Source organism: Dyella koreensis, assembly GCF_044904565.1.
GTDB classification, from domain to species: Bacteria; Pseudomonadota; Gammaproteobacteria; order Xanthomonadales; family Rhodanobacteraceae; genus Dyella_D; species Dyella_D koreensis.
The window spans coordinates 264,083-285,527 of the sequence record NZ_JADIKD010000012.1 but is presented as its reverse complement, the minus strand read 5'-3'; the positions used below and the strand labels follow the sequence as shown (position 1 = coordinate 285,527).

The window sequence follows — 21,445 nt, the reverse complement described above, 5'->3', positions numbered from 1 at the left end:
CTACTCCGCGACCGCTTCGCTCTCACTCACCAACAGCAGCGGGTTCGGCGCATGCCGCGCGAAGCCTGCCTCGGCGACGAGCAGGTCCAGGCCCAGCGAGGCGAGATCGTCCGCGTACGGATCGGCCTGCATGTCGTGCGCCTGATAGAGCCGCTTGGCGTAGGTGTGGCATTCGCCGCAGGTCTCGGCTTTGACCACACCGGGATCGCCTTCGATGCCTTGCAGCGACAACTGACGCGTGCCACCGCAAGTGATGCACACGGCACGCACGTGATTCCACGCGGTGGAACATAGCGAGCAGTACAGATAGCGCGTGCCGGGCGTGACACCGCTCGCCGTGATCAGGCCAGCTACCGACGGTGAGCCACAACAGGGACAAAGCCCACGCTCTTCGAGCAGCCGCAGATCCTCGACGTTGAGGCGCGCCGCTGAGCAGGTGAAATAAACCTGCAAGGCGGCGGCGACAAAAACAGCGGCAGCCGCATCGGGGGCGGCCAACCCGCCACGCAGGAAATGGTCGGCCAGCTTCTCCAGCGTGGCGGCATCGCTGCGCCGCAACTGCGCTATGGCATCCAACGCCGCAGGCGGCAGTCCGTTGCTGTCGATATGATCAAGCAGCAAGGCGAGCCCTTCGCGCCAGGATGCATCGCGACGATGACCATCCGCCGCCAACGGCGGCAAACGCGCCTCGGTGGCCTGGGCCACGATGGCGGAACTGAGCGCGACTGAAGGGGCGCGCGTGGTGACTACGGCGTGTTGAGCCCAGGCCAACTTCGCCATGAAGCGCAGCCACGCCTCCATCGGATGTCCTTCGGCGAGGTGCTCCAGTCGTTGCGCGGTAGCGGCGAAGCGTTGGGTCGGATCGGCGAGCAGGATCGGATCGGGCGCCTTGACGCCGGCGTGGGACGGGCCGGTCCATTTGCCGGTGGGTGGTGCTCCTGCCTGCTTCACGGACGCTTCCTGAAAACGGTCTTGCCATCATGCTGATCGGAGGCCAGCTCCTCCAGCCATTTGCGGTGATGGCGCCAGGCCCATCCCGGCGTGACGTAACCCTGGGTCATCGCCCGCACCGAGTTGCGAATCCAGATCGCCGCGTACACGTGGACGATCCAGACGAGGATCGCCGCGATCGCCGCCAGACTATGGATGAGCACCGCCGCGCGCTGCACCGGGATCGACGTAGCCTCGCCGAAATACACCTCCCAGATCACGAGGCCGCTGAAGAACAGCACCGGAATCAACAGCGTCATCGACCAGAACACGAACTTCTGGCCGGCGTTGTTGCGGCCGACCGGCGGCACATGTTCCTCATCGTTGGTCACCACGGACTTGATCGACTTCATCCAGGCGATGTCGTCCTTGTGCACGAGGTTTTCGCGCCAGAACTGCACGATCAGGCCGAGGTAACTGATCAGCAGCACGATGCCGATCCACGGATGCACCGCCCGCGTCCACTGCCCACCGCCGAACAGGCCGGACAGGAAGAACAGCATCGGGTGGAACATCGACAGGCCCGACAGCACGAGCAACACGAAGCAGATGGCCGTGATCCAGTGGTTGACCCGGTTCACCGTCGTGTAGCGGACGATCACTTCCTTCGGGCGGCTCATGGCGTCTTCTCCGGCTCGGGCGAGGCACGCTCGCGCAGGACGCGCTCGCCCTCTTCCTCGTCTTCTTCAGTCACCTCGTTCGGACCGGCCGTGATCCAGTGGAAGAAGCCGCCCATGGCGGCAAGCGCAATGCCCACCAGGGCGAGCGGCTTGATGATGCCTTTCCACGCGCCGACCACGGGACTGATCCGCGGTTTGTCGGGCAGCCCGGAATACAGCGAGGGCTTGTCCGCGTGGTGCAGCACATACATCACGTGAGTGCCGCCGACTTCCTGGGGGTCGTACAGGCCGGCGTTTTCGAAGCCGCGTGATTTCAGGTCGACGATGCGTTCCGCCGCCTGATGCTTCATGTCGGTCTTGGAGCCGAACATGATCGCGCCCGTGGGGCATGCCTTCACGCAGGCCGGCTCCATCCCGACCGCCACGCGGTCGGAGCACAGCGTGCACTTATACGACTTGTGATCCTTCTTGCTGATGCGCGGAATGTTGAACGGGCAGCCCTTCTCGCAGTAGCCGCAGCCGATGCATTTGTCGCTGATGAAGTCGACGATGCCGTTGGCGTACTGCACGATCGCGCCAGGCGCCGGACAGGCCTTGAGGCAACCCGGATCCTCGCAATGCATGCAGCCATCCTTGCGGATCAGCCACTCGAGGTTGCCCTCCTCGTTCTCGTACTCGGCAAACTTCATCAGCGTCCACACATTGGGACTCAGATCCATGGGGTTCTCGTAAGAGCCCTCGAAGTGGCCGACTTCCTGCCGCAGGTTGTTCCACTCCATGCACGCCGACTGGCAGGCCTTGCAGCCGATGCAGCGGCTGACGTCGATCAGCTTGGCGACCTGATCCTCATGGCTGCGCGCCATGGGCGGCGTCATGGTCGACGCGGAGCGGCGGACATAGTCTTGCGATTGCAGATCTGACATGACTGTGTCCTCAGGCGGCGATCGGTGCGGTGGTCTTCTCGATATTGACCAGGAACGCCTTGAACTCCGGCGTCTGCGTGTTGGCGTCGCCGACGGACGGCGTCAGCGTGTTGGCGCCGTAGCCCTTCCTGGCCTGGCCGGTGAAGCCCCAGTGGATGGGTACGCCGATCACGTGGGTCGGTTTGCCGTCGACCTCGAGCGGCTTGATGCGCTTGGTTACATAGGCCTTGCACACCACCTCGCCGCGCTTGGAGGACACCTTCACCCAACTGCCCTGCTCGATGCCTTTCTCCTTGGCCAGGACTTCACCGATCTCGATGAACTCCTCCGGCTGGAGGATGGCGTTGATCAGTGCGTGCTTGGTCCAGTAGTGGAAGTGCTCGGTGAGGCGGTAGGTGGTCGCCACGTACGGGAAGTTCTTTGGACTGCCAAACGCGGACCGGTCGTCGGCGAACACGCGAGCCACCGGATTGGCGCTCACCTTGGGATGCAACACGTTGTCTACCGGCGACTCCAGCGGCTCGTAGTGCTCGGGGAACGGGCCGTCCGCCATCATGTCGCGCGCGAACAGGCGGCCCATGCCTTCGGCATTCATGATGAACGGACCGACGCCATCGGACGGTTTCACAGTGGGACCGTAGTCGGGCACGTCGATGCCCACCCAGCGGGTGCCGTTCCATTCGATGACCGGCTTGGCCGGGTTCCACGGCTTGCCGTCCGGATCCGCGCTGGCGCGGTTGTACAAGATGCGCCGGTTGGCCGGCCAGGCCCAGGCCCAGTTGGGAGCGATGCCCTGCTCGCGCGGATCGGTGGCATCGCGGCGGGCCATCTGGTTGCCCTTTTCGGTAAAGGAGCCCGCGAAAATCCAACAGCCCGACGCGGTGGTGCCGTCGTCATGTAGTTGGGCGAAGCCGTCCAGCAAGGTGCCGGCCTTGATGGTCACCGCGCCGGTAGCCGGATCGGTGAGATCGGCCAGCGCACGGCCATTCATTTCCTTGGCCAGCTCCTCCGGATCCGGGCTGATCGGGTCGGTGTACTTCCAGGTCAGGTTGAGGATCGGATCGGGGAAGGCGCCGCCTTCCTTGCGATACATCTCGCGCAGGCGATGAAAGATGCCACTCATGATCCAGATGTCGGACTGGGCTTCGCCCGGACCGTCGGCCGCCTTCCAGTGCCATTGCAGCCAGCGTGCGGAATTGACCAGCGAACCGTTTTCCTCGGCGAAGCAGGTGGTCGGCAGTTGGAACACTTCGGTCTGGATCTCGGCCGACTTGGCCGGGTTCTGCGGGCCGAAGTCCTGCCAGAAACGCGAGGTCTCGGTATCCAGCGGATCCATGGTAACCAGGAACTTCAGTTTGCTCAGGCCGCGGCGGATCTTGCCGCGGTCCGGGAACGCTTGCAGCGGATTGAAGCCCTGGCAGATATAGCCAGTCATCTCGCCGTTGTTCATCATCTCGAACGCCTTGATGATGTCGTACAGCGGCACGTCGAGCTTGGGCAGCCAGTCGTAGGCCCAGCTGTTTTCCTGCGTGGCGGCATCGCCGTAGATCGCCTTCTGCAGGCTGACCACGAACTTGCGGTAGTTCTGCCAGTAACTGGTCTGGCCTGGACGCAGCGGCTTGTACAGCTTCGTCTTCATGTACTCGTCGAAGCTGGTTTCTTTCTGGTTGGGCAGATTCAGGTAGCCAGGCATCAGGTTGGAAAGCAAGCCGATGTCGGTCAGACCCTGGATGTTGGAGTGCCCGCGCAGGGCATTCATGCCGCCACCGGCCACGCCGATATTGCCCAGCAGCAGCTGGACCATCGCCATGGTGCGGATGTTCTGCGAGCCCACCGAGTGCTGGGTCCAGCCCAGCGCGAACAGGCTGGTCATGGCCTTGTCCGGCGCGGAGGTGCCGGCGATCAGTCCGCAGATATGCAGGAACTTGTCCTGCGGCGTGCCGCAGATGCGCGAAACCATCTCCGGCGTGTAACGGGAAACGTGCTGCTTGAGCAGGTTGATCACGCAGCGTGGGTCTTGCCAGGTGTCGTCGGACTTGGCGAAACCGTCCTTGTCCAGCTCGTAATCCCAGCTCGACTTGTCGTAGCTATGCGTTTCCTCGTTGTAACCGCTGAACAGGCCGTCCGCGAAAGCGAAACCGTCCTTCACGATCAGGCCGGCGTTGGTATACGCACGCACGTACTGATGCTGGATGGCGTCCTTCTCCAACAGATAGCGGATCACGCCATTAAGGAACGCGATGTCCGTGCCAGGGCGGATCGGAGCGTAGTAGTCGGCGACCGATGCGGTGCGGGTAAAGCGCGGATCGACCACGACGAGCTTGGCGCCGTTCTCGATCTTCGCCTCTATCACCCATTTGAAGCCGCACGGATGCGCCTCGGCGGCATTGCCACCCATGACGACGACGACATTGGCGTTCTTGATGTCCTGCCAGGTGTTGGTCATTGCACCGCGACCGAATGATGGGGCCAGACTGGCCACCGTCGGTCCGTGTCAGACGCGCGCCTGGTTGTCGAACACCACCATGCCGAGGGAGCGGGCCACCTTCCACGTGAGATAGGCGGTTTCGTTGGATGACGCGGAGGCCGCCAGCATGCCGGTACTGGTCCAGCGGTTGACGGTGGTGCCGGCCGCGTTCTTCGCGATGAAGTGCTTGTCGCGATCCTCCTTCATCAGCGTGGCGATCCGGTCCAGCGCGAAGTCCCAGGAGACCTCCTTGAACTCGGTGCCGCCCGGCGGACGATAGCGCGGCGCTTTCAGGCGGGTCGGCGCATGCACGATATCGAGCAGGGCCGAGCCCTTCGGGCACAGGGTGCCACGGTTCACCGGATGGTCCGGGTCGCCCTCGATATGGATGATGTTGGAGCGCGCATTCTTGGCGCGGTCGCCCATGCTGTAGATCAGAATGCCGCAGGCGACCGAACAGTAGGTGCAGGTGTTGCGCGTTTCGGTCGCGTGGGTGAGCTTGAAGGGCCGCACGGCGGCGGCTTGCGCCTCCCCTGAAGCCCCGAAGCCGAGCATGCCGAGACTCGATGCTGCCAAGCCCAGGCCTGTGAACTTGATGAACTCGCGGCGGGTCATTGCCATCGCTTGCGCTCCCGGGAAATCTGGCTGGACATACCGCCCGCGGGATGGGCGGTGGACATGGCTCGAAAATCTCCTGAAGCCGACGGGAATCACCCCGTAGCTTGGCCGGAAAGTAGCATAAATTTCCGCGTGGGTCCGGCCATATTCCTGCGATTCCAGAACGCAGCACGATGGTTTTTGGACGAAGTACGTTCAGCGCACCACCGCCTACCGTCCGGGCCGGCGCGCTCAACCTCCGATGTAATACATCTCGATCTTGTGATTCTCCTGGCTGCGCTTCTTTCCGCGTTCCTCGCTGTAACGGTCGGTGCGCTCTCGCCATACCTTTTGCAGCACTTCAAGCAGGGCTTCATCCGTACTGCCGCTGCGCAACAGCGCGCGCAGATCCTTCCCTTGCGTGGCGAACAGGCAGGTGTAAAGGACGCCATCCGACGAAAGTCGCGCTCGGGTACAGCCGCCGCAGAATGGCTGGCTGATGGACGAGATCACGCCGATCTCCCCTTCCCCGTCGACGAAGCGATAACGCGTCGCGACTTCGCCCGGGTATTTGGAAGGAAGCGCCTCGAGCGGCCAGCGGCCATGGATGTTCTGCAACAGCTCGCGCGACGGCACCACCTGGGAGGTGTCCCAGTGGTTACGGTTGCCGACATCCATGTATTCGATAAAGCGCACGACGATGCCCGTGCCGCGGAAATGTTCGACGAGCTCGATGACTGACGACTCGTTGACGCCGCGTTGCACGACGGTGTTGATCTTTAGCCCTTTGGGGAAACCTTCGGCGCGCGCCGCTTCGATCCCGGCCAGTACGTCGTCGAGCTTGCCGCGCCCGCCGGCCATCCGCTGGAACAGCACAGGGTCCAGCGTATCCAGGCTGATCGTGACGCGATCCAGTCCGGCCTCGCGCAGCTCCCTGGCCTGCCGGGCCAGCAGCGCGCCATTGGTGGTGATGGCTAGGTCCGTGATGCCCGGAATCCGGTGCAGTCGCCCAACCAGTTCGGCCAGGTTGGGACGCAGCAGCGGTTCGCCGCCGGTCAGGCGCAGCTTGCTTACGCCTAGCTGCGCCGCAAGGCGGCAAAGCCGCTCGATCTCGTCGAAATCGAGCCGCTGCTCGCTGGTGAGGAAAGTGAAATGCTCGCCATAGGTCGCTTCCGGCATGCAGTAAGGGCAACGGAAGTTGCACCTGTCCATGACCGAGATGCGCAAGTCGCGTAACGGACGCCTATGCTGATCACGAGGTTGCGACACCAAAGCATCTCCATGAATCATTTCGTTGAGCTCAAGCATCGGGACAGTGGGAGCGCGCGGTGAAGGGATAATGACCGATGAGCAGCTTCTGGGGGAGCACTACCGCCCATCGCGCGTGCCAGCGCTCGGTGCGTCGACAGGTGATGAAGGGCTGGCAGGTTCCGCCGAGACGTCGGCGAGAAAGCTGGCGGACGGCACGAAGAACAGCGTGCCGGTGACCGCCTTGCTGAAATCGAGAAGGCGGTCGTAATTGCCCGCCGGCTTGCCCACGAACATATTCACGAGCATTTTCTCGATCCGGTCCGGCGATTTGGCGTAACCGATGAAGTAGGTACCGAACTCCCCTTTGCCGACGTCGCCGAATGGCATGTTGTCGCGCAGGATTTCGAGCTGCTCGCCATTTTCTTCAATGTTGGTCAGTACGTTGTGCGCGTACGCCGGCTTGGCCGCGTCATCCAGTTCGATATCGGAGAGTTTCTTGCGGCCGACGATCAGCTCCTGCTGCTCGACGGGTACCGCCTCCCACGCCTTCAGATCGTGCAGGTATTTCTGGACGATCACGTAGCTGCCGCCGGCAAACGCGGCATCCTCGTCGCCGATGGTCACGGCGTCCACCGCGTCCTGATCCACCGGGTTCTCGGTGCCATCGACAAAACCCAGCAGGTCGCGTGCGTCGAAATACTTGAAGCCGTGCACTTCGTCCTCGGTCATAACGGCATCGCCGATGCGGGACATGATCTGGGTGGCGAGCTCGAAGCACATATCCATCCGCATCGCGCGGATATGAAAGAGTAGGTCTCCCGGTGTGGAGACGGCGTGGTGCTGGCCCTTGATCTCACGGAACGGATGCAGCTCAGCCGGCCGTGGCTGGCCGAACAACCGATCCCAGGCCTCCGAGCCGAAGCCCATGACACACGACAGGCGACCATCGGGGTCGCGGAAGCCGATCGCACGCAAAAGCGACGCCAGATCGCCGCAAAGCGCGCGCACGGTGTCGTCATGTTGTGGATCGGGCTTCAAGGTCACCACAAGAAAAATGGCCGCACTTGTGAGTTTGGCGGTAACCGGCTGCGCGATGATGGAAGGCACTATCCACTCCTGATGATGGGGGTTTGAAATGTTATCGACGCACGATAAAGCTAGTCGTGTTAGGCAACAATCAAGTCTGCTGAGGGGGTGTCCTTTTTGTTCGCGACAATCGTTGTGCCATCGCGACCTGGCCGCTTATGCAGCGGGCATGTCGGACGCCTGCCGGCGCCCGAGTCACTTTCTCTTTGCTGACCCAACCCCCCGAGGGGGCCTAGAGAGAAAGTAACCAAAGAGAAATGGTCGGGAAGAGCGCGGTGTGCTTTGTAGCCGCACTCCTTCCAATGTCAGACGTTGGGATGTTTTTGCCTTTGCTCGTGCCCCCTCCCCTGCTCGCAGGGGAGGGTTGGGGAGGGGTGAGTACTTGAGAAAGCGTATCGGGAGAGGTCTTCTCAAGGGCCTACCCCCCTCCCGGCCTCCCCCTGCAAGCAGGGGGAGGAGAAAAGCGCGCGTGGCTCTGACTCAACCCCAATCAGTTCCGGAGGAGAACGGAGCAGGAAGCGAAGCCATCCAGATGTCTGGCACTGGAAGATGCGTAGCTACGAAGCACACTGCCTGCTCTCAGGCCATTTCTCTTTGGTTACTTTCTCTTTGGGCCAGCAAAGAGAAAGTGACCCGGACCGCGGCAGCGGTTCGGAAGCCCGCGGCAGGCGAGCCAGGGCACGCAGACGCGACAACCGAGCGACAACGCCACTGGATGACCAGCTTCGCTGTTGTGAAGCGCCTCCGGCCTTCGCCGGAATGACGAAGTAGGAGGGAATGGTTCAAGGGCCGAACCTTTACCCGACCCTCTCCCGGAGGGAGGAGGTACAAAAGGCAGGGTTGGCGGGCATATCAATACAAAATCAGAGATATGAAACAGCCCCTTAGGAGGCCCCGCCGTACAACCGCTGCGGATGGGTGTACACCACATACCGTCCAGGTCTCACAAAACCAGCCAGAGTCAGATTGCTGGCACGGGCCAGCTCCACAGCCAGCGCAGTGGGGGCCGATATCGCCGCCAGCAGGCCGACGCCAAGCCGGGCGGCCTTGGTCACTACTTCATAACTGGCGCGACTGGTGACCAATACAAAGCCACTGCGCATGTCGGCGCCCTCGCGGCTCAACGCGCCCAGCAATTTGTCCACCGCGTTGTGGCGCCCCACATCCTCGCGCACGCACAGAATCTCGCCTTCGGACGAAGCCCAGGCCGCGGCATGCACCGCGCCGGTCTGGCTATTGAGAGGCTGGCGCTGCGCCAATGCGCCAAGCGCGCGTTCCAGGGCGCCATGGGCAAGCACGGGGCCATCCGGCACGCGTGGCGGCAGCGGTTCCAGCACGTCTTCCAGATGACGGTTGCCGCAGAGTCCGCATCCGCTGCGCCCCGGCATCAGGCGCGCCGACTCGTCGTCCACGGCCAGTACGCCGGAGGCCTGGATCTCCACCACATAGCCTTCCAGTTGTTCGAGCACCGTCACGCTATGGATGTCGCTGGCGCGCGCGACGCGGCCCTCGCTCAGCGAGAACCCATGGGCAAAGTCTTCCAGGTCTGCCGGCGTGGCCATCATCACGGCAAAGGCTTCGCCGTTGTAGCGCAGCTCGACGGGCGTCTCTTCGGCCAGCCAGTCCTCGCCATGCTGTTCGGTGCCACCCTGGTGGACGATAACGGCGCGCCGCGCCAGGCCGGGGGAATGCTGTGTCATGGCGTCGGGTTCTCCTGCGCGGCGACGGGCCAGCAACGGATCGCATGTGGCGGCAGCGACAGCATCGGTGCCGCCGGCAGTGCGTCTCCCGGCGGCAGCTCGACCCACAACCGCGCCTGCCCGCAACGCATGCCGAGGTAACTGCCTTGCGCGCTGGTCTGCCGCAGTTCGAGCGTTGCAGATAGGGAGCCGGCAGGTGCGCTGGTCGCTTCATGCACGGTCACCGCCGCCGGTGCGATATGCCAGTCGACCGCTGCGCCATGAGGTAGCGCCGTGCTCACCGGCAGGGTCGCACTCGCCTGTGGCCATAGCAGCCGTTGCTCGCCGGGAGTGCCAACGATCTGGCCGCGCTGCACATTGCGCAGCCCCAGCAGCCGCGCTACCGCGCCACTGGCCGGCTGCGCGTGAACTTCCGCTGCGGTGCCGACCTGCACGATGCGCCGGTCATGCATCAGCACTAATCGGTCGGCCACCGCAGCCAGGGCGGGATCGTGGCTGACCGCCAGGGCGGGAATGGTCGCCTCGTGGACCTCCGCGATCAGCTCGGCAAGCACGTCATCGCGGGTGATCGGATCCAGTGCCGACGTAGGCTCGTCGAGCAGCAACAAATGCGGACGTCGCGCCAGCGCGCGGGCCAGCGCAACGCGTTGCTGCTGGCCACCGGACAACGCGTTGGGCCAGCGCTCGGCCAGCGCGGACATGCCCACGCGCTCCAGCCATTGCATGGCCAGCTCGCGACGGCGCGAACCGCGCAAGGCGAAGGCAACGTTCTCCCACGCGCGCAGGTGCGGGAACAGTGCATGTCCCTGCGGCAGGTAGCCCACCGCGCGACTTTGCGGCGGCAGGCCGCCGAACGGTTCGCCACGCGCAGGCACCAGCCCGGCGATGGCGGAGAGCAGCAGCGATTTGCCTTCGCCGCTAGCTCCGAGCAGCACAGTGAAGCCTTCCACGTCGAAGCAGGCATGCAGCGTCACCGGGCGCTCAATCTGATAATCGATGCGCATCACGATTTGCCCATCATGGCAGGCGCCTGCGTACCGCGATGCCAAGCGCCAGCGGCAACGGCAGCGCCACCAGGAAGAACACCCACAGCAAGGGATACACGGCGTCCAGACCGATGTTCTGCAGATTCACCCACAGCTTCACCGGAATGCCCTGTGGGTAATAAGCCACGATCAATACGGCGCCGAACTCACCCAGCGCACGCACCCAGGCTAGCGCCACGGCCGCCGCAAGACCCAGCCGTGCCAGCGGCAGGCTCACGTGGACAAAACTGCGCCATGGCGAATAACCCAGCGTCAGCGCAATCTGCTCGAGTTCGCGCGGCACGCCCTCAAACGCAGTGCGCGCCGCCATCACGTAATAAGGCAGCGCCGCATAGAACTGCGCCAGCACGAAGGCCGGCGCCGAGTTAGTGAGCAACAGCCCTGCCCGCTCCAGCAGCCGACCGGCGGGACCATAGGGACCATACATGGCGGCCAGCAGCAGGCCCATCGCCAGCGGCGGCGTGAGCAGAGCCAACAACAGCAACGCATCGACCAGCCATTGCCTGCGCGAGCGGTGCCGCGCCAGCCACCAAGCCAGCGGCGTACCCAGCGCCACGATCGGTATCAGCGCTACCAGGCTGTAACCCAGCGATATGGCGACCGCGCCGCCATCGCCACGAGCGAAAGCGAAATGCCGCCAATCGGTGACCAGCAGCAAACCCGCGAAGGGTGTAGCAAGCAGCAGCAATGCCAGCGCTGCGGCCAGCGCTGGCAGTCGCGGACGCTGCGTTGCGGTGACGCCTGTCGTCACAGAGCATCGCCATGTGGCGGGTCGTAACCGCGCTCACGCAACATCACCTGCCCTTCGGCGCTTTGCAGCAGGCTTATGAAGTCCTTTCCCAGCTCGGGTTGTTTCGCGTTGCTCAGCACGGCGGCGTAGAACACCAGCGGCTGCGCCGTCAGCACCTTGCCGTCGGGCAGTTTCAGGTTCGCCTTCGCATACCACGCAGCCTGCATGGCGGGTTGCGCGAGGTTGATCTCATTGGGGAGATCGATGGTCGGCAAATGATGCGAATGCGCTGCGCTGGCGTAGCCGATGGCCGCATCGATCTGCCCCGCTTCCAGCCGGGACATCAGCGAGGGCTCCGCGAAAATCTGGCTGGGATTCTGCAGTTCGCCGGCCACTTGCTGTAGCAACTCTGGCTGGTGGTAATAACGTGCGGCCAGCTGCAAGGTGAGCAAGGCGTTGGCGCCCTGCGGATCCACCGCGGGGTCGGTGCGCCCCAGGCGCAGGCCGGGTTTGCGCAATACGTCGTACCAGTTCTTTTCGCCGCGCGCGGCAGCGGCGAAGTCGGCAGCGAAGCGACTACCGGGGCTGTAGATCACCACCATCCGCGTGCTGGCTACCGGTACGGCGTGTTCCACCAGGCCCGCCTGCTGCACCACCTTCATCGGGCTGGGCGTAATGGCGACAAAAACATCCGCCTGCATCTGCTTCGCCGCGAGCAGTCGCGCGAGCGCGAAGGAGCCCTGCCCGATGCCCTCATAGCTGGCGTGATGCGACGTGGCGAAGTCCGGGCCGAGCGACTGATCCATCACCACGCCCATCGAGCCGGCATAGGCGACGCGCAGCACCGGCGCATCGGCGGCCAGTGCGGTCATGCCGACGAGCATCAGCAGCGGTGCGAGCCAACGTGTCAGCATCGGTTTGCGATTCATGTCCTGTCCTCGCGATGAGTGCGGCGATGGCGCACGCTATCGCGCACGTCGACGTCGAACAACAACTGCAACGGCTCTGCGCCTGGCACGGGCAGTGTCAGCGACAAGCCGTCGCGACTGGGCAGGCGCGCGGCGAACGCACGCACCTCGGTGTCGCTCAAGGTTACGCGCCAGCCGTCGCCGTCGCGCTGCCAGCCGGCGCGGCCGCCCAGCGTCAATTGGTGGTGCTCCACCCGCCCGTCGGGCCAGTGTGTCTGATTGCTCACCGAGGTGCCGGCGAGAAGTTGCGCGAGTTCCGCCTCATCGATGCGCAGGCGCAGCGTCTGCTCTTGCAGCTGTATCTTCATCCGGAGACCTCGCTCCACGTCATTTCGGTATTGCAGTCGGTGAGTTGTGCTGCTTCGGCGGCACTCAACGCGAGTTCCTCGTTGCAGATGGCCGCCTGCAAGGCGCGCAGCGAACGTTCGCGCGGCTCGCCGTGCCGCAGGAGGGCAAGCAGTCGGTTGCGGCTGTCGGCATCCAGGCGCAAGCGCAACGGCAGCACGTGACCGACGAAACACAGGCTGCGCGCGCGGGGCCGCTCCGTGCGCAGGCGCTGCAAGAGTCCGGGCTGCAGCAACGGCATGTCTACCGGAATCACCAGCAGGTCGACGTCGCCAGGCAAGGTTTCAGCAATGCTGGCCAGGCCGCCCAGCGGACCCGCCTGCGGTTGCGCATCGGCAATGCCGTGGTAGCCGGGACGATCACCACTGACGCGAACGTCATCGACGCCAGCGTCGCTCAGCACGGTGAGCTGATGCTCGATCAGTGGACGCCCTTTCCATGGCAGCAGCGCTTTATCGCGCCCCATGCGCGATGACAGCCCACCGGCCAGCACCACGCCGATGCATGGCAGAGGCTCAGTGGTCGTGCTTTTCATGAGAATGGTCATGACCGGCGCTTCCATCGTGACTGGCCTGGGCACGCTGCGCCTCATGTTGCTCGTCGCACAACGAGCAGCCTTCGCTCCACGCGCTGTCACCGTCGATGTAATGCTCCTGCTTCCAGATCGGCGCTTCGTGCTTGACCGCTTCGATCGCCAACCGGCAGGCGCGGAAAGCTTCATCACGGTGTGGCGTGCCTGCAGCTACCACCACCGCAAGATCGCCCAGGCCCAGGTCGCCTTTAGCATGCGCGATATAGAGCTTCAGCGACGTGCCCACTTCGGCGCGCGCGCGTTCGCCGATCGCGCGGAATATACGCAGGGCCAGCGGCTCGAACAGGTCATAGCTGATCCCGGTGACGACCCGGCCCAGGTTGTGGTCGCGCACCTTGCCGACAAAGACGGCGATGCCGCCGAAGCGCGGATCGGACACGAACTCCAGCGCCGCCGCCACATCCAGTGCAGCCACTTTGCGCTCAACCACGGCGACATGAAAATCATCCATGTCAGCCTCCACTTACCGGTGGCAGCACGGCCAGCGCCACGCCCTCGGGCACGGCGCGATGGTTGTGCAGGATCTCTTCGTCAGTCGCGAATGCCGAGATTCGCACCAGCCCCGGATTGACGGCTGGCGCATGCTCGCGCAGGTGTGCCGTAAGCAGTTCGCGGAGTGATGCGATGGTGCTGCCAGCGGGCACGTCCAGTTCGACGTAGCCGCGTGGATCCGCTTCGCGCAGCGCACCGTACAGTGCGATCCGGATGTTCATGATGCTTTCCAGTCCCATTGCGGACTTTCCAGATGACCCAGGCCGTAGGTGTCCACCAGGGTTCCCGCCGGCAAGGTCGTGGCATCGATCGGTATCCCGACCCAGGCATTCGCCTCGGCCAACGGCCGGATGCGATACGACTCCTGCCCCGTCAGCGCGGTGGCGGCCAACTGTCCTTGAGCGTTCACCTCCACGCGCGATTTCAAATAGAAGTGCAGGCGTGGCTTTTTCGTGAAAGACGCGGCCAACGGCACCTGCCACGGCCGCTCGCGCGGCAGGCCCAACATGGTGCGCAGCGCCGGCTCGACAAAGAAGCGCAACCCCACCGCCACCGCGATGGGGTTGCCAGGCAAGCCAAAGAACAGCGTACCGTCCGGCAGTCGTGCAAACAGCAAAGGCTTGCCGGGGCGGATCGCTATCTTGTGGAACAGTACTTCCGCGCCCAGCCGCTCCAGCGCCGCCGGCACGAAGTCATAGCGGCCCATGGACACCGCACCGGTGGAAACCACGATCCGCGCACCAGCGACGCGGGCGCGCTCGACCGCGGCAAGGAAGGCATCGACGTCGTCGCTCACCGTTTCGGCATGTACCAGCTCCGCACCGGCACGCGGTATCCGCGCCGCCAGGAAGGGGCCGTTGGAATTGCGGATCTGCCCTGACGCCAAGGGCATGGCAGGGTCATCCACCAGTTCGCGGCCGGTGCACAGCACGGCCACGCGCGGCCGGCTGGCCACGTCGACGCTAGCCACACCCAACGCCGCCAACAACATGAGATGGTGCGGCGCCAACAGGTTGCCGGCGGCCAGCACGGTTTCGCCCACGGCCACATCGGAACCGGCGAAGCGCACGTTCTGTCCCGCAGTCAGATCGGCCAGCAGGCGCACGCGCAAAGGGGCTTCCAGTCGCTCGGCCTGCTCGACTGGAATGACCCGATCCAACCCACCGGGCACGCGTGCGCCGGTCATGATTTCCCATGCGCCGTGCGCGCTGCGCGCAGCGTCCCCCGCCGCCTGCTCGCCTTCGATCGGCCACTCGCTACCGGCGGGCAAGGGCTCGGTACCGCCACCGAGCGCATAACCGTCCATCGCCGAGTTGTCGAACGGCGGCAACGCACTCGTACTCACCACGGACAGCGCCAATATGCGACCCAGTGCGGCCGAGCTGTGGCAACGCTCACGCTGCCCCTGGCTGCAAGCATCCAGAATGATTCGCTGCGCGCCCGCCGGATCCAGCAGATCGTGACTCATGCGTGACCTCCGCCTGCCGCCATGCTCAAGGCGTGCGCAAGGATCGGCGCAAGAATGTCCATGCCCTCGGCCACGGCCTTGGCACTGCCAGGAAGCGCGATCACCAGGGTCTTCTCCACCAGCACGGCATCCGCGCGACTCAGCCAGGCCAGCGGGGTGTGCTGGCTGCTCTCGCTGCGGAACAGTTCGCCGATGCCGGCCACGTGACGATCGGAAGCCAGCGCCAGCGCTTCGGGGGTGTGGTCGCGCGGACCGAGGCCGGTCCCACCGGTGCACAGCACCAGCGCAACGCCGGCGGCGGCGAGTTCGCGCAGGCGCGCGGCCAGCGGCTCTGCGTCATCCGCGCGCACTTCGGCGGGTCCTGTGTCGGCGCCCAGAGCACGCAGGCGATCTACCAACAGCGGCCCGGAAGTGTCCTGATAATCGCCGCGGCTGGCGCGATCGCTGAGCGTGATCACGGCTGCCGCCACGCCTTCAAGCCGCGCTTCCGCACGCGGGCGGTATCGCTGCCGCTCCGCTTCACTCATGCCTTCCGGGTGAAGCCACAATCCTTTCTTGCCGCCCTCCTTGAACAGCAGCCTGATGCCGCCGAGCGACAGCGCCGGCTGGACCGGCTTGGTCAGGTCGTAGAGGGTGAGCAAGGCGGCGCTGGCACCCGCCAGGGCCTCCATCTCCACGCCGGTGCGGGCAAAGGTGGCTACCTCGCAGTAGACGCGGATGGCCTGGCGTTCCGGTACTGGCTCACAACGCAGTTCGATGTATTCGAGCGGCAACGGGTGACATAGCGGCATCAGTTGCGAGGCGTTCTTGGCGCCCTGCAGGCCGGCGATCTCGGCCATGGCGATGGCGTCGCCTTTGGGCAGGCGCCCTTCCACGATCGCGTCATAGGCGCTGCCGGCCTGGAGTTCGCCCACCGCCACCGCGCGGCGCGCCGTGATGCGCTTGCGTCGCACGTCGGCCATATGAAAGTTGGCGCGAGGTTCGCGCTCGGACATGAATCGGCCTCCGATGGATGGGGGATGGGTTGTTGAATCAGGCTCCCATCCTATCCACTTACGCTGCGATAAATATGGCTATCTCTCCGCAGCCGGGGTTGGCGCACGCAATTACTCTTCCTACTCGTCATCCCTGCGCGGGCAGGAGATGCGCTTCGGTTGCCGCGTCTGCGTGCGCTGGCTCGCCTGCCGCGGGCTTTGTAGCTGTGCATCTTCCAGTGCCAGACATCGGGAGGGCTTCTCTTCTTGCTCTCTCCGTTGGAGCTGATTGGTGTCGTCGGAGCCAGGCGTGCTCTTCTCCTCCCCCTGCTCGCGACGCGAAGCTAGTCCCGTGGGACAGGGGGAGGTTGGGAGGGGGTAAGCCCTTGAGACAACCTCTCCCGAAACGCTTTCTCAAGTACTCACCCCTCCCCAGCCCTCCCCTGTCCCACGGGACTAGCTTCGCGTCGCAAGCAGGGGAGGGAGCAGGAGCAAACCCGACGTCTGACACTGGAAGATGCGTGGCTACAAAGCACGCCGCGCTCTTCTAGACCATTTCTCTTTGGGTCAGCAAAGAGAAAGTAACTCGGGCGCCGGCAGGCGTCCGACATGCCCGCTGCATAAGCGGCCAGGTCGCGATAACGCACCTACTACGAATCTTTGACGTCTTGCGAGACGCTCTCCAAGCGCTCGGCCATCACGCGCACCGGAATGGACTTGGCGGCGGGCGTGCCGCTGATCCTGTCGTAGTAGTCGAGCGGCAACAGTGGATTCAGCTCGGGGTAGTACCCCGCAATGGCGCCGCGTGACATCGGGTAATCGAGGATGGTCAACCCGTCCACGCGCCGCTGGATGCCGTCCTCGCTGATGGTCTCGAGCGCCACACGGGCGCCCTCTTCCAGACCGCGGGCAACGCGGTCCTGTTCGTTCATGAAGATCACCATGCGGTCGTTATAAACGCCGCGATAGCGATCGCTGTAACTGTAGATCGTCGTGTTGAACTGGTCGTGCGAACGAACCGTCGCCAACCGCAGCATCCACGGATCGGCCACCGGAGCGTTGACCTCGAGCCCCGGCAGCGGCAGGAAATTGGCCTTGCCATTCGGGGTGGGCCAGACCAGACGGCGCGGCGGCACATCGAGGTGGAAGCCCTTGGGATTTTTGATCCTTTCCGAGAACTCGCTGTAGATCGCGGGATACACCTCGGCAATCTTGTCGCGGATGAGGTCGTAGTTGTGGCTATAGCTCTCCCACGGCAGCTTGCTGTGCGGCAAGGTGGCGCGCGCCATGCGGCAGACAATCTCCACCTCCGGCATGACGTCCGCACTGGGCGGATCCAGTACGCCGCGGGAAGCCGTCACATTGGACATCGCATCCTCGATGGTGACGAATTGCTCACCTGCCGACGTGCGGATCCACTCCGAACGGGAGCTCACCGGCAGGATCAGCGCATCCTTGCCGTGGACCAGATGACCCCGGTTGAGCTTGGTTGCGATCCCCACGGTCAAGGCGAGCTTGCGCATCGCCATGTAGGAGCGCTCGGTGTCCGGCACCGCACGGACGAAGTTGCCGCCGAGGCCGATAAAAACCTTGGCCGTGCCATCCAGCATCGCCTCGATGGACTCGACGGTGTGGTGGCCATGCTCGCGCGGCGGCTCGAAACCAAAGACATCGCGCACGCGATCCAGATAGGCCTGGGACGGTTTCTCGTCGATGCCGACGGTGCGGTCGCCCTGCACGTTCGAATGCCCGCGAATCGGCGCGATACCCGCTCCCGGCTTGCCGAAGTTGCCGCGCAGCAGCAACAGGTTCGCCACCTGCTGGATCAGGCGCGAGCCTTGCTGATGCTGGGTAAGGCCCATGCCGTAGCAGATCATCGTGGCGCGCGAACGGATATAGATCTCGGCGCAGCGGCGAATCTGGGCTTCTTCCAGACCGGAGATCCGGACGATGTCGCCCCATGACTGGGACATCACCTCGTCGCGAAGCGCCTCCAGTCCCGCCGTATGCTGGCTTATGAACTCATGATCGATGACCTGCTCGCCCAGGGCTTCGCGCTCAAAGATCACCCGCATCATGCCTTTCAGCAATGCCAGATCGCCGCCGATCTTGATGTGGACGAATTCGCTGGCAATAGCGGTAGAGCCGAAGGTCGCCATCTGCACGACATCCTGCGGCTCCGTGAAGCGGATCAACGCCCGCTCCGGCATCGGATTGACCGCCACGATCGGCACGCCGCGTTTCCGGGCCTCGACCAGGTGGGTCATCATGCGCGGCGAGTTGGTGCCCGTGTTCTGGCCGATCACGAAGATGGCTTCAGCGTGCTCGAAGTCCTCCAGCACGACCGTGCCCTTGCCCACCCCGATCGCTGGAGCCAGTCCGCGGCTGGTGGGCTCGTGACACATGTTCGAGCAGTCCGGAAAATTGTTGGTGCCGAATTCCCGGACGAAAATGGAATAAAGAAAGGCAGCCTCGTTGGGTGTGCGGCCCGACGTGTAGAACTCGGCCTGATGCGGGCTTTCGAGCGAGCGCAGATGGCGGCCGATCATCTCGAACGCCTCGTCCCAGCCGCATGGCACGTAATGGTCCGTGGCGGCGTCGTAACGCATGGGCTCGGTCAGTCGGCCCTGCATTTCGAGCCAGTAATCCGACTGCTCCATCAGCTCGGTGACTGTGTGCTTCGCAAAGAATTCGCGAGTGATGCGGAACTTGGTCGCCTCGAACGCCAGCGCCTTGACGCCGTTCTCGCAGAACTCCAGCTTCTTGGTGCATTCGGCATCCGGAAAGGCGCAGCTCGGACACTTGAAGCCGCCCGGCTGGTTCATGTCGAGCAGCGCACGCGATCCTTTGGCGACCACGCTTTGTTGAAGCAGAACCTTGGCCGTCGCCGCAGCCGCGCCCCAGCCACCTGCCGGCTGGTTGTAGGGTTTGTATCGAGGAGGCTTGCGCTCAGTCATCGTCACATCATTCCGGAAAAGCAGCTCGAACCCGCATGGCCCGCTGGTTTCAACTCAAGACATCATTATGGGGTTCAAGCAGCGGCGGAAGCTCCTTTTCGCCGAGCAGCCCAAGCATCTCGCGTTCGACGATGCGCTGCATCGCATTGAGCGGGAGCGCATTCGGCTCCAGGCTGAAAGGAGCTTCAAGCTGATGGCCGAGCGCATCCAGGCCGAAGAACGTATAGGCGACCAGCAGCACAGGAAGCAGCGTCCACCAGCCCAGCGAACCCGCAAGCGCGAACGGAAGCGTGATGCAGAAGATCAGGGCCGTCCGGTGGAGCAGCAGCGAATAGGTGAATGGAACAGGGGTCGAAGCAATGCGTTCGCATCCGCCCTGAACATCGGACAGTTGGGCAAGCTGCTTCTCCAGCACCGAATAGTGGATCGCCCCGATCTTCTCCTGATGCATCAGCGTCAGGCAGTACTTGCCAACCTGGTTGAGAACCTCATTGGTGGGATTCGGGGCTTTGTCCACGTTATCAAGCGTGCACCACGAGGCGATCGCCGCCGGCTCGTCATCGCCGCGAAGACGCGCGGTCAGCCCGGCCGCGAATCCGCACAGGCTACGCAGGAGGAAGCGCCGATCCTTCTCCCCAAGTGTCGAGGTCTGCCGCGCGAAGGAGCGGCAGGAAATGATCAGCTCACCCCACAGCCTCCGCCCTTCCCACCAGCGCGCATAACAAGCGTTGTTGCGGAAACTCATGAAGACCGACAGCGCAATACCGATCAGGGTGAACGGGACGGCACTGATCTTCGCAAAAATCCCGGGATGCTCGATGGCCGCAAGAATCGCCACGACGCTGAGCAGCGCAATCGTCACCAGGCGCCGCGCGATCCGCGGAAGGATCGACCCGCGGATCGCAAACAGAATGTCTTTGAAGGAGGGTTGCTGGCGGACAATCATCTGGCGGATCTCGATGCGTACTGGCGGCGATGGTAGACCGGATCCCGAACAAGTCTACTTAGCCGCCACGGCATCGCATCTCAGCCGCCCCATTTCCTGGCTCCTTCGCCGGCTTGTTCCCCCAGGCTCCATCGCTGGGGAGCATCCGGGCCGCCGCGACTCATTGCCAGTTCTGCTTTACCCAGTTGCAGACGCCCTGCCATGCGGGCGTAGCCATATGTGCCTTCGTCGCCTTGACCAGTTCGTCGACATTCTTCCAGTCATCCAGCGCGTAGGGCTTCGGGAGCGGCACGTTGCCTCGCCGATAATTGGCTCCGAGCATCTCGCCTGCCTGGATGTCCGCCAGTTCCGCCGTGGCATCCATAGTGAGGTTCAGTAACGCCATCGCCGGCACGACACCACCGGGCCCGCTACTCCATGGATAGAGCCAATGCGTGACACCCCATTTCAATGGGTCCGACACGGCGGCTGGCGGAATGCCTTGCGGACTATCGCCCGTGCCCAACGAAAGCACGCGGATATCCGCCAGGCTGGACACGAACTTCTGGTACAGCACTTCAGTCACCGCCGTCATGGATGGGTTGTTCGCGAAGACGCCTCCGTCCGCGAAGTAGCCAAAGTCATAGCCGGTTCCGGCCACGCGGTGCGGCGGAAAGTACGTGGGTGCGGCGGAGGTCGCCAATGCGGCGTCGGTCATGCTGATGTTGCGATAGATATTGCTCGGGCCATTGGAGATGGTGCACGGGACCCAGCGACGACCTGCTTCATCCCATAGCCGCGCGGAGTTGACCGCGACAAAGGGTTTTACCGAGGCGATCGGTGCATCGCCGACCAATGTCCTGGCGATCTTCTTCAAACCTGAGTTCACATACTGACAAGAGAAAAAGCCCGGCCCGCTGCCCAACTCCTCGATCGAGGACGCTTCCGGCTCTTTCACCTGCTGTTTTTCGTCCTGGGTCAGCAGCCACCCATTCGGGGTGAATACCGTTGCCCCTTCTTTCAAGTAGACGTCGACGATCTGCGCGATGGGAACGCCATTCGCCAAACCGAGTGCCAGCAGGCCACCGGTGGAGGTGCCAGTAAAACCGTCGGCGCCGGCGATGATCTGGAATTTCTGATCGAGGTCCTGAATGAGCAACGCGGTGATCAATCCGCGTATGCCGCCGCCATCGCAACTGAGTATCTTGAAGGCCATCTCATCACTCCCTTGGTGAATGGGCTTGCTCAACACGGCGCGCAAAGAGCGCGCAATCTGCACCCGGGCATGTGACGTTTATGTCTTTGATCTCGAGG

General features: G+C 63.8%; 19 protein-coding genes. All 19 read right to left on the bottom strand.

Annotated elements, in window-relative coordinates:
• The 19 genes from fdhE to ISS97_RS16335 all read right to left on the bottom strand — a co-directional run bounded on the left by fdhE (window position 1) and on the right by ISS97_RS16335 (window position 21,347).
• Window positions 1-951: a formate dehydrogenase accessory protein FdhE gene (fdhE, locus tag ISS97_RS16425; protein ID WP_379983531.1), complete on the bottom strand. Its 951-nt coding sequence runs from the start codon at window positions 949-951 to the stop codon at window positions 1-3.
• Window positions 948-1,610 carry a formate dehydrogenase subunit gamma gene (locus ISS97_RS16420; protein ID WP_379983532.1) on the bottom strand — a complete coding sequence of 221 codons (663 nt, stop codon included), beginning with the start codon at window positions 1,608-1,610 and terminating at the stop codon, window positions 948-950. The genes fdhE and ISS97_RS16420 overlap by 4 nt, the downstream gene beginning before the upstream one ends.
• Window positions 1,607-2,533, bottom strand: coding sequence for a formate dehydrogenase subunit beta (fdxH, locus tag ISS97_RS16415; protein ID WP_379983533.1), 927 nt, complete (start codon window positions 2,531-2,533; stop codon window positions 1,607-1,609). The genes ISS97_RS16420 and fdxH overlap by 4 nt, the downstream gene beginning before the upstream one ends.
• Before the next feature lie 10 nt (window positions 2,534-2,543).
• Window positions 2,544-5,621, bottom strand: a complete 3,078-nt coding sequence (gene fdnG, locus ISS97_RS16410; protein WP_379983534.1) for a formate dehydrogenase-N subunit alpha — start codon at window positions 5,619-5,621, stop codon at window positions 2,544-2,546.
• Window positions 5,622-5,849: 228 nt separating this feature from the next.
• A complete protein-coding gene (gene moaA, locus ISS97_RS16405; protein WP_379983535.1) occupies window positions 5,850-6,887 on the bottom strand; it encodes a GTP 3',8-cyclase MoaA in 1,038 nt (345 codons plus the stop codon).
• 78 nt (window positions 6,888-6,965) lie between these two features.
• The gene (locus ISS97_RS16400; protein WP_379983536.1) at window positions 6,966-7,955 is read right to left on the bottom strand and encodes a Dyp-type peroxidase; all 990 of its coding nucleotides are present in this window, start codon (window positions 7,953-7,955) and stop codon (window positions 6,966-6,968) included.
• An 863-nt stretch (window positions 7,956-8,818) separates the two neighbouring features.
• Window positions 8,819-9,634: a formate dehydrogenase accessory sulfurtransferase FdhD gene (gene fdhD / locus ISS97_RS16395; RefSeq protein WP_379983537.1), complete on the bottom strand. Its 816-nt coding sequence runs from the start codon at window positions 9,632-9,634 to the stop codon at window positions 8,819-8,821.
• Complete coding sequence (locus ISS97_RS16390; RefSeq protein WP_379983538.1) at window positions 9,631-10,638, bottom strand: ABC transporter ATP-binding protein; 1,008 nt, start codon at window positions 10,636-10,638, stop codon at window positions 9,631-9,633. The genes fdhD and ISS97_RS16390 overlap by 4 nt, the downstream gene beginning before the upstream one ends.
• A gap of 13 nt (window positions 10,639-10,651) precedes the next feature.
• Window positions 10,652-11,431 carry an ABC transporter permease subunit gene (locus ISS97_RS16385; protein WP_379983539.1) on the bottom strand — a complete coding sequence of 260 codons (780 nt, stop codon included), beginning with the start codon at window positions 11,429-11,431 and terminating at the stop codon, window positions 10,652-10,654.
• Window positions 11,428-12,339: an extracellular solute-binding protein gene (locus ISS97_RS16380; RefSeq protein ID WP_379983540.1), complete on the bottom strand. Its 912-nt coding sequence runs from the start codon at window positions 12,337-12,339 to the stop codon at window positions 11,428-11,430. Before ISS97_RS16380 ends, ISS97_RS16385 begins: the two co-directional genes overlap by 4 nt.
• Window positions 12,336-12,686 carry a hypothetical protein gene (locus ISS97_RS16375; RefSeq protein WP_379983541.1) on the bottom strand — a complete coding sequence of 117 codons (351 nt, stop codon included), beginning with the start codon at window positions 12,684-12,686 and terminating at the stop codon, window positions 12,336-12,338. The genes ISS97_RS16380 and ISS97_RS16375 overlap by 4 nt, the downstream gene beginning before the upstream one ends.
• A complete protein-coding gene (gene mobA, locus ISS97_RS16370) occupies window positions 12,683-13,270 on the bottom strand; it encodes a molybdenum cofactor guanylyltransferase (protein WP_379983542.1) in 588 nt (195 codons plus the stop codon). The genes ISS97_RS16375 and mobA overlap by 4 nt, the downstream gene beginning before the upstream one ends.
• A complete protein-coding gene (locus tag ISS97_RS16365) occupies window positions 13,239-13,766 on the bottom strand; it encodes a molybdenum cofactor biosynthesis protein MoaE (protein ID WP_379983543.1) in 528 nt (175 codons plus the stop codon). Before ISS97_RS16365 ends, mobA begins: the two co-directional genes overlap by 32 nt.
• Window position 13,767: 1 nt before the next feature.
• Window positions 13,768-14,028: a MoaD/ThiS family protein gene (locus ISS97_RS16360; protein ID WP_379983544.1), complete on the bottom strand. Its 261-nt coding sequence runs from the start codon at window positions 14,026-14,028 to the stop codon at window positions 13,768-13,770.
• Window positions 14,025-15,275 carry a molybdopterin molybdotransferase MoeA gene (locus ISS97_RS16355; protein WP_379983545.1) on the bottom strand — a complete coding sequence of 417 codons (1,251 nt, stop codon included), beginning with the start codon at window positions 15,273-15,275 and terminating at the stop codon, window positions 14,025-14,027. The genes ISS97_RS16360 and ISS97_RS16355 overlap by 4 nt, the downstream gene beginning before the upstream one ends.
• Window positions 15,272-16,270: a bifunctional molybdenum cofactor biosynthesis protein MoaC/MoaB gene (gene moaCB, locus ISS97_RS16350; RefSeq protein WP_379983546.1), complete on the bottom strand. Its 999-nt coding sequence runs from the start codon at window positions 16,268-16,270 to the stop codon at window positions 15,272-15,274. The genes ISS97_RS16355 and moaCB overlap by 4 nt, the downstream gene beginning before the upstream one ends.
• A gap of 629 nt (window positions 16,271-16,899) precedes the next feature.
• Entirely contained in the window at window positions 16,900-19,206 is a 2,307-nt protein-coding gene (locus tag ISS97_RS16345; RefSeq protein WP_379983547.1) for an FdhF/YdeP family oxidoreductase, read from the bottom strand.
• Window positions 19,207-19,255: 49 nt separating this feature from the next.
• A complete protein-coding gene (locus ISS97_RS16340; protein WP_379983548.1) occupies window positions 19,256-20,152 on the bottom strand; it encodes a bestrophin family protein in 897 nt (298 codons plus the stop codon).
• A 160-nt stretch (window positions 20,153-20,312) separates the two neighbouring features.
• Complete coding sequence (locus ISS97_RS16335; RefSeq protein ID WP_379983549.1) at window positions 20,313-21,347, bottom strand: patatin-like phospholipase family protein; 1,035 nt, start codon at window positions 21,345-21,347, stop codon at window positions 20,313-20,315.
• Window positions 21,348-21,445 lie beyond the last annotated feature (98 nt).

Bases quoted from the DNA above. Each gene is read 5' to 3' on its own strand.
- ISS97_RS16420 (WP_379983532.1), bottom strand. From the start codon at position 1,610: ATGAGCCGCCCGAAGGAAGTGATCGTCCGCTACACGACGGTGAACCGG.
- fdxH (WP_379983533.1), bottom strand. From the start codon at position 2,533: ATGTCAGATCTGCAATCGCAAGACTATGTCCGCCGCTCCGCGTCGACC.
- moaA (WP_379983535.1), bottom strand. From the start codon at position 6,887: ATGATTCATGGAGATGCTTTGGTGTCGCAACCTCGTGATCAGCATAGG.
- fdhD (WP_379983537.1), bottom strand. From the start codon at position 9,634: ATGACACAGCATTCCCCCGGCCTGGCGCGGCGCGCCGTTATCGTCCAC.
- ISS97_RS16390 (WP_379983538.1), bottom strand. From the start codon at position 10,638: ATGCGCATCGATTATCAGATTGAGCGCCCGGTGACGCTGCATGCCTGC.
- ISS97_RS16380 (WP_379983540.1), bottom strand. From the start codon at position 12,339: ATGAATCGCAAACCGATGCTGACACGTTGGCTCGCACCGCTGCTGATG.
- ISS97_RS16375 (WP_379983541.1), bottom strand. From the start codon at position 12,686: ATGAAGATACAGCTGCAAGAGCAGACGCTGCGCCTGCGCATCGATGAG.
- mobA (WP_379983542.1), bottom strand. From the start codon at position 13,270: ATGACCATTCTCATGAAAAGCACGACCACTGAGCCTCTGCCATGCATC.
- ISS97_RS16365 (WP_379983543.1), bottom strand. From the start codon at position 13,766: ATGGATGATTTTCATGTCGCCGTGGTTGAGCGCAAAGTGGCTGCACTG.
- ISS97_RS16360 (WP_379983544.1), bottom strand. From the start codon at position 14,028: ATGAACATCCGGATCGCACTGTACGGTGCGCTGCGCGAAGCGGATCCA.
- ISS97_RS16355 (WP_379983545.1), bottom strand. From the start codon at position 15,275: ATGAGTCACGATCTGCTGGATCCGGCGGGCGCGCAGCGAATCATTCTG.
- moaCB (WP_379983546.1), bottom strand. From the start codon at position 16,270: ATGTCCGAGCGCGAACCTCGCGCCAACTTTCATATGGCCGACGTGCGA.
- ISS97_RS16345 (WP_379983547.1), bottom strand. From the start codon at position 19,206: ATGACTGAGCGCAAGCCTCCTCGATACAAACCCTACAACCAGCCGGCA.
- ISS97_RS16340 (WP_379983548.1), bottom strand. From the start codon at position 20,152: ATGATTGTCCGCCAGCAACCCTCCTTCAAAGACATTCTGTTTGCGATC.
- ISS97_RS16335 (WP_379983549.1), bottom strand. From the start codon at position 21,347: ATGGCCTTCAAGATACTCAGTTGCGATGGCGGCGGCATACGCGGATTG.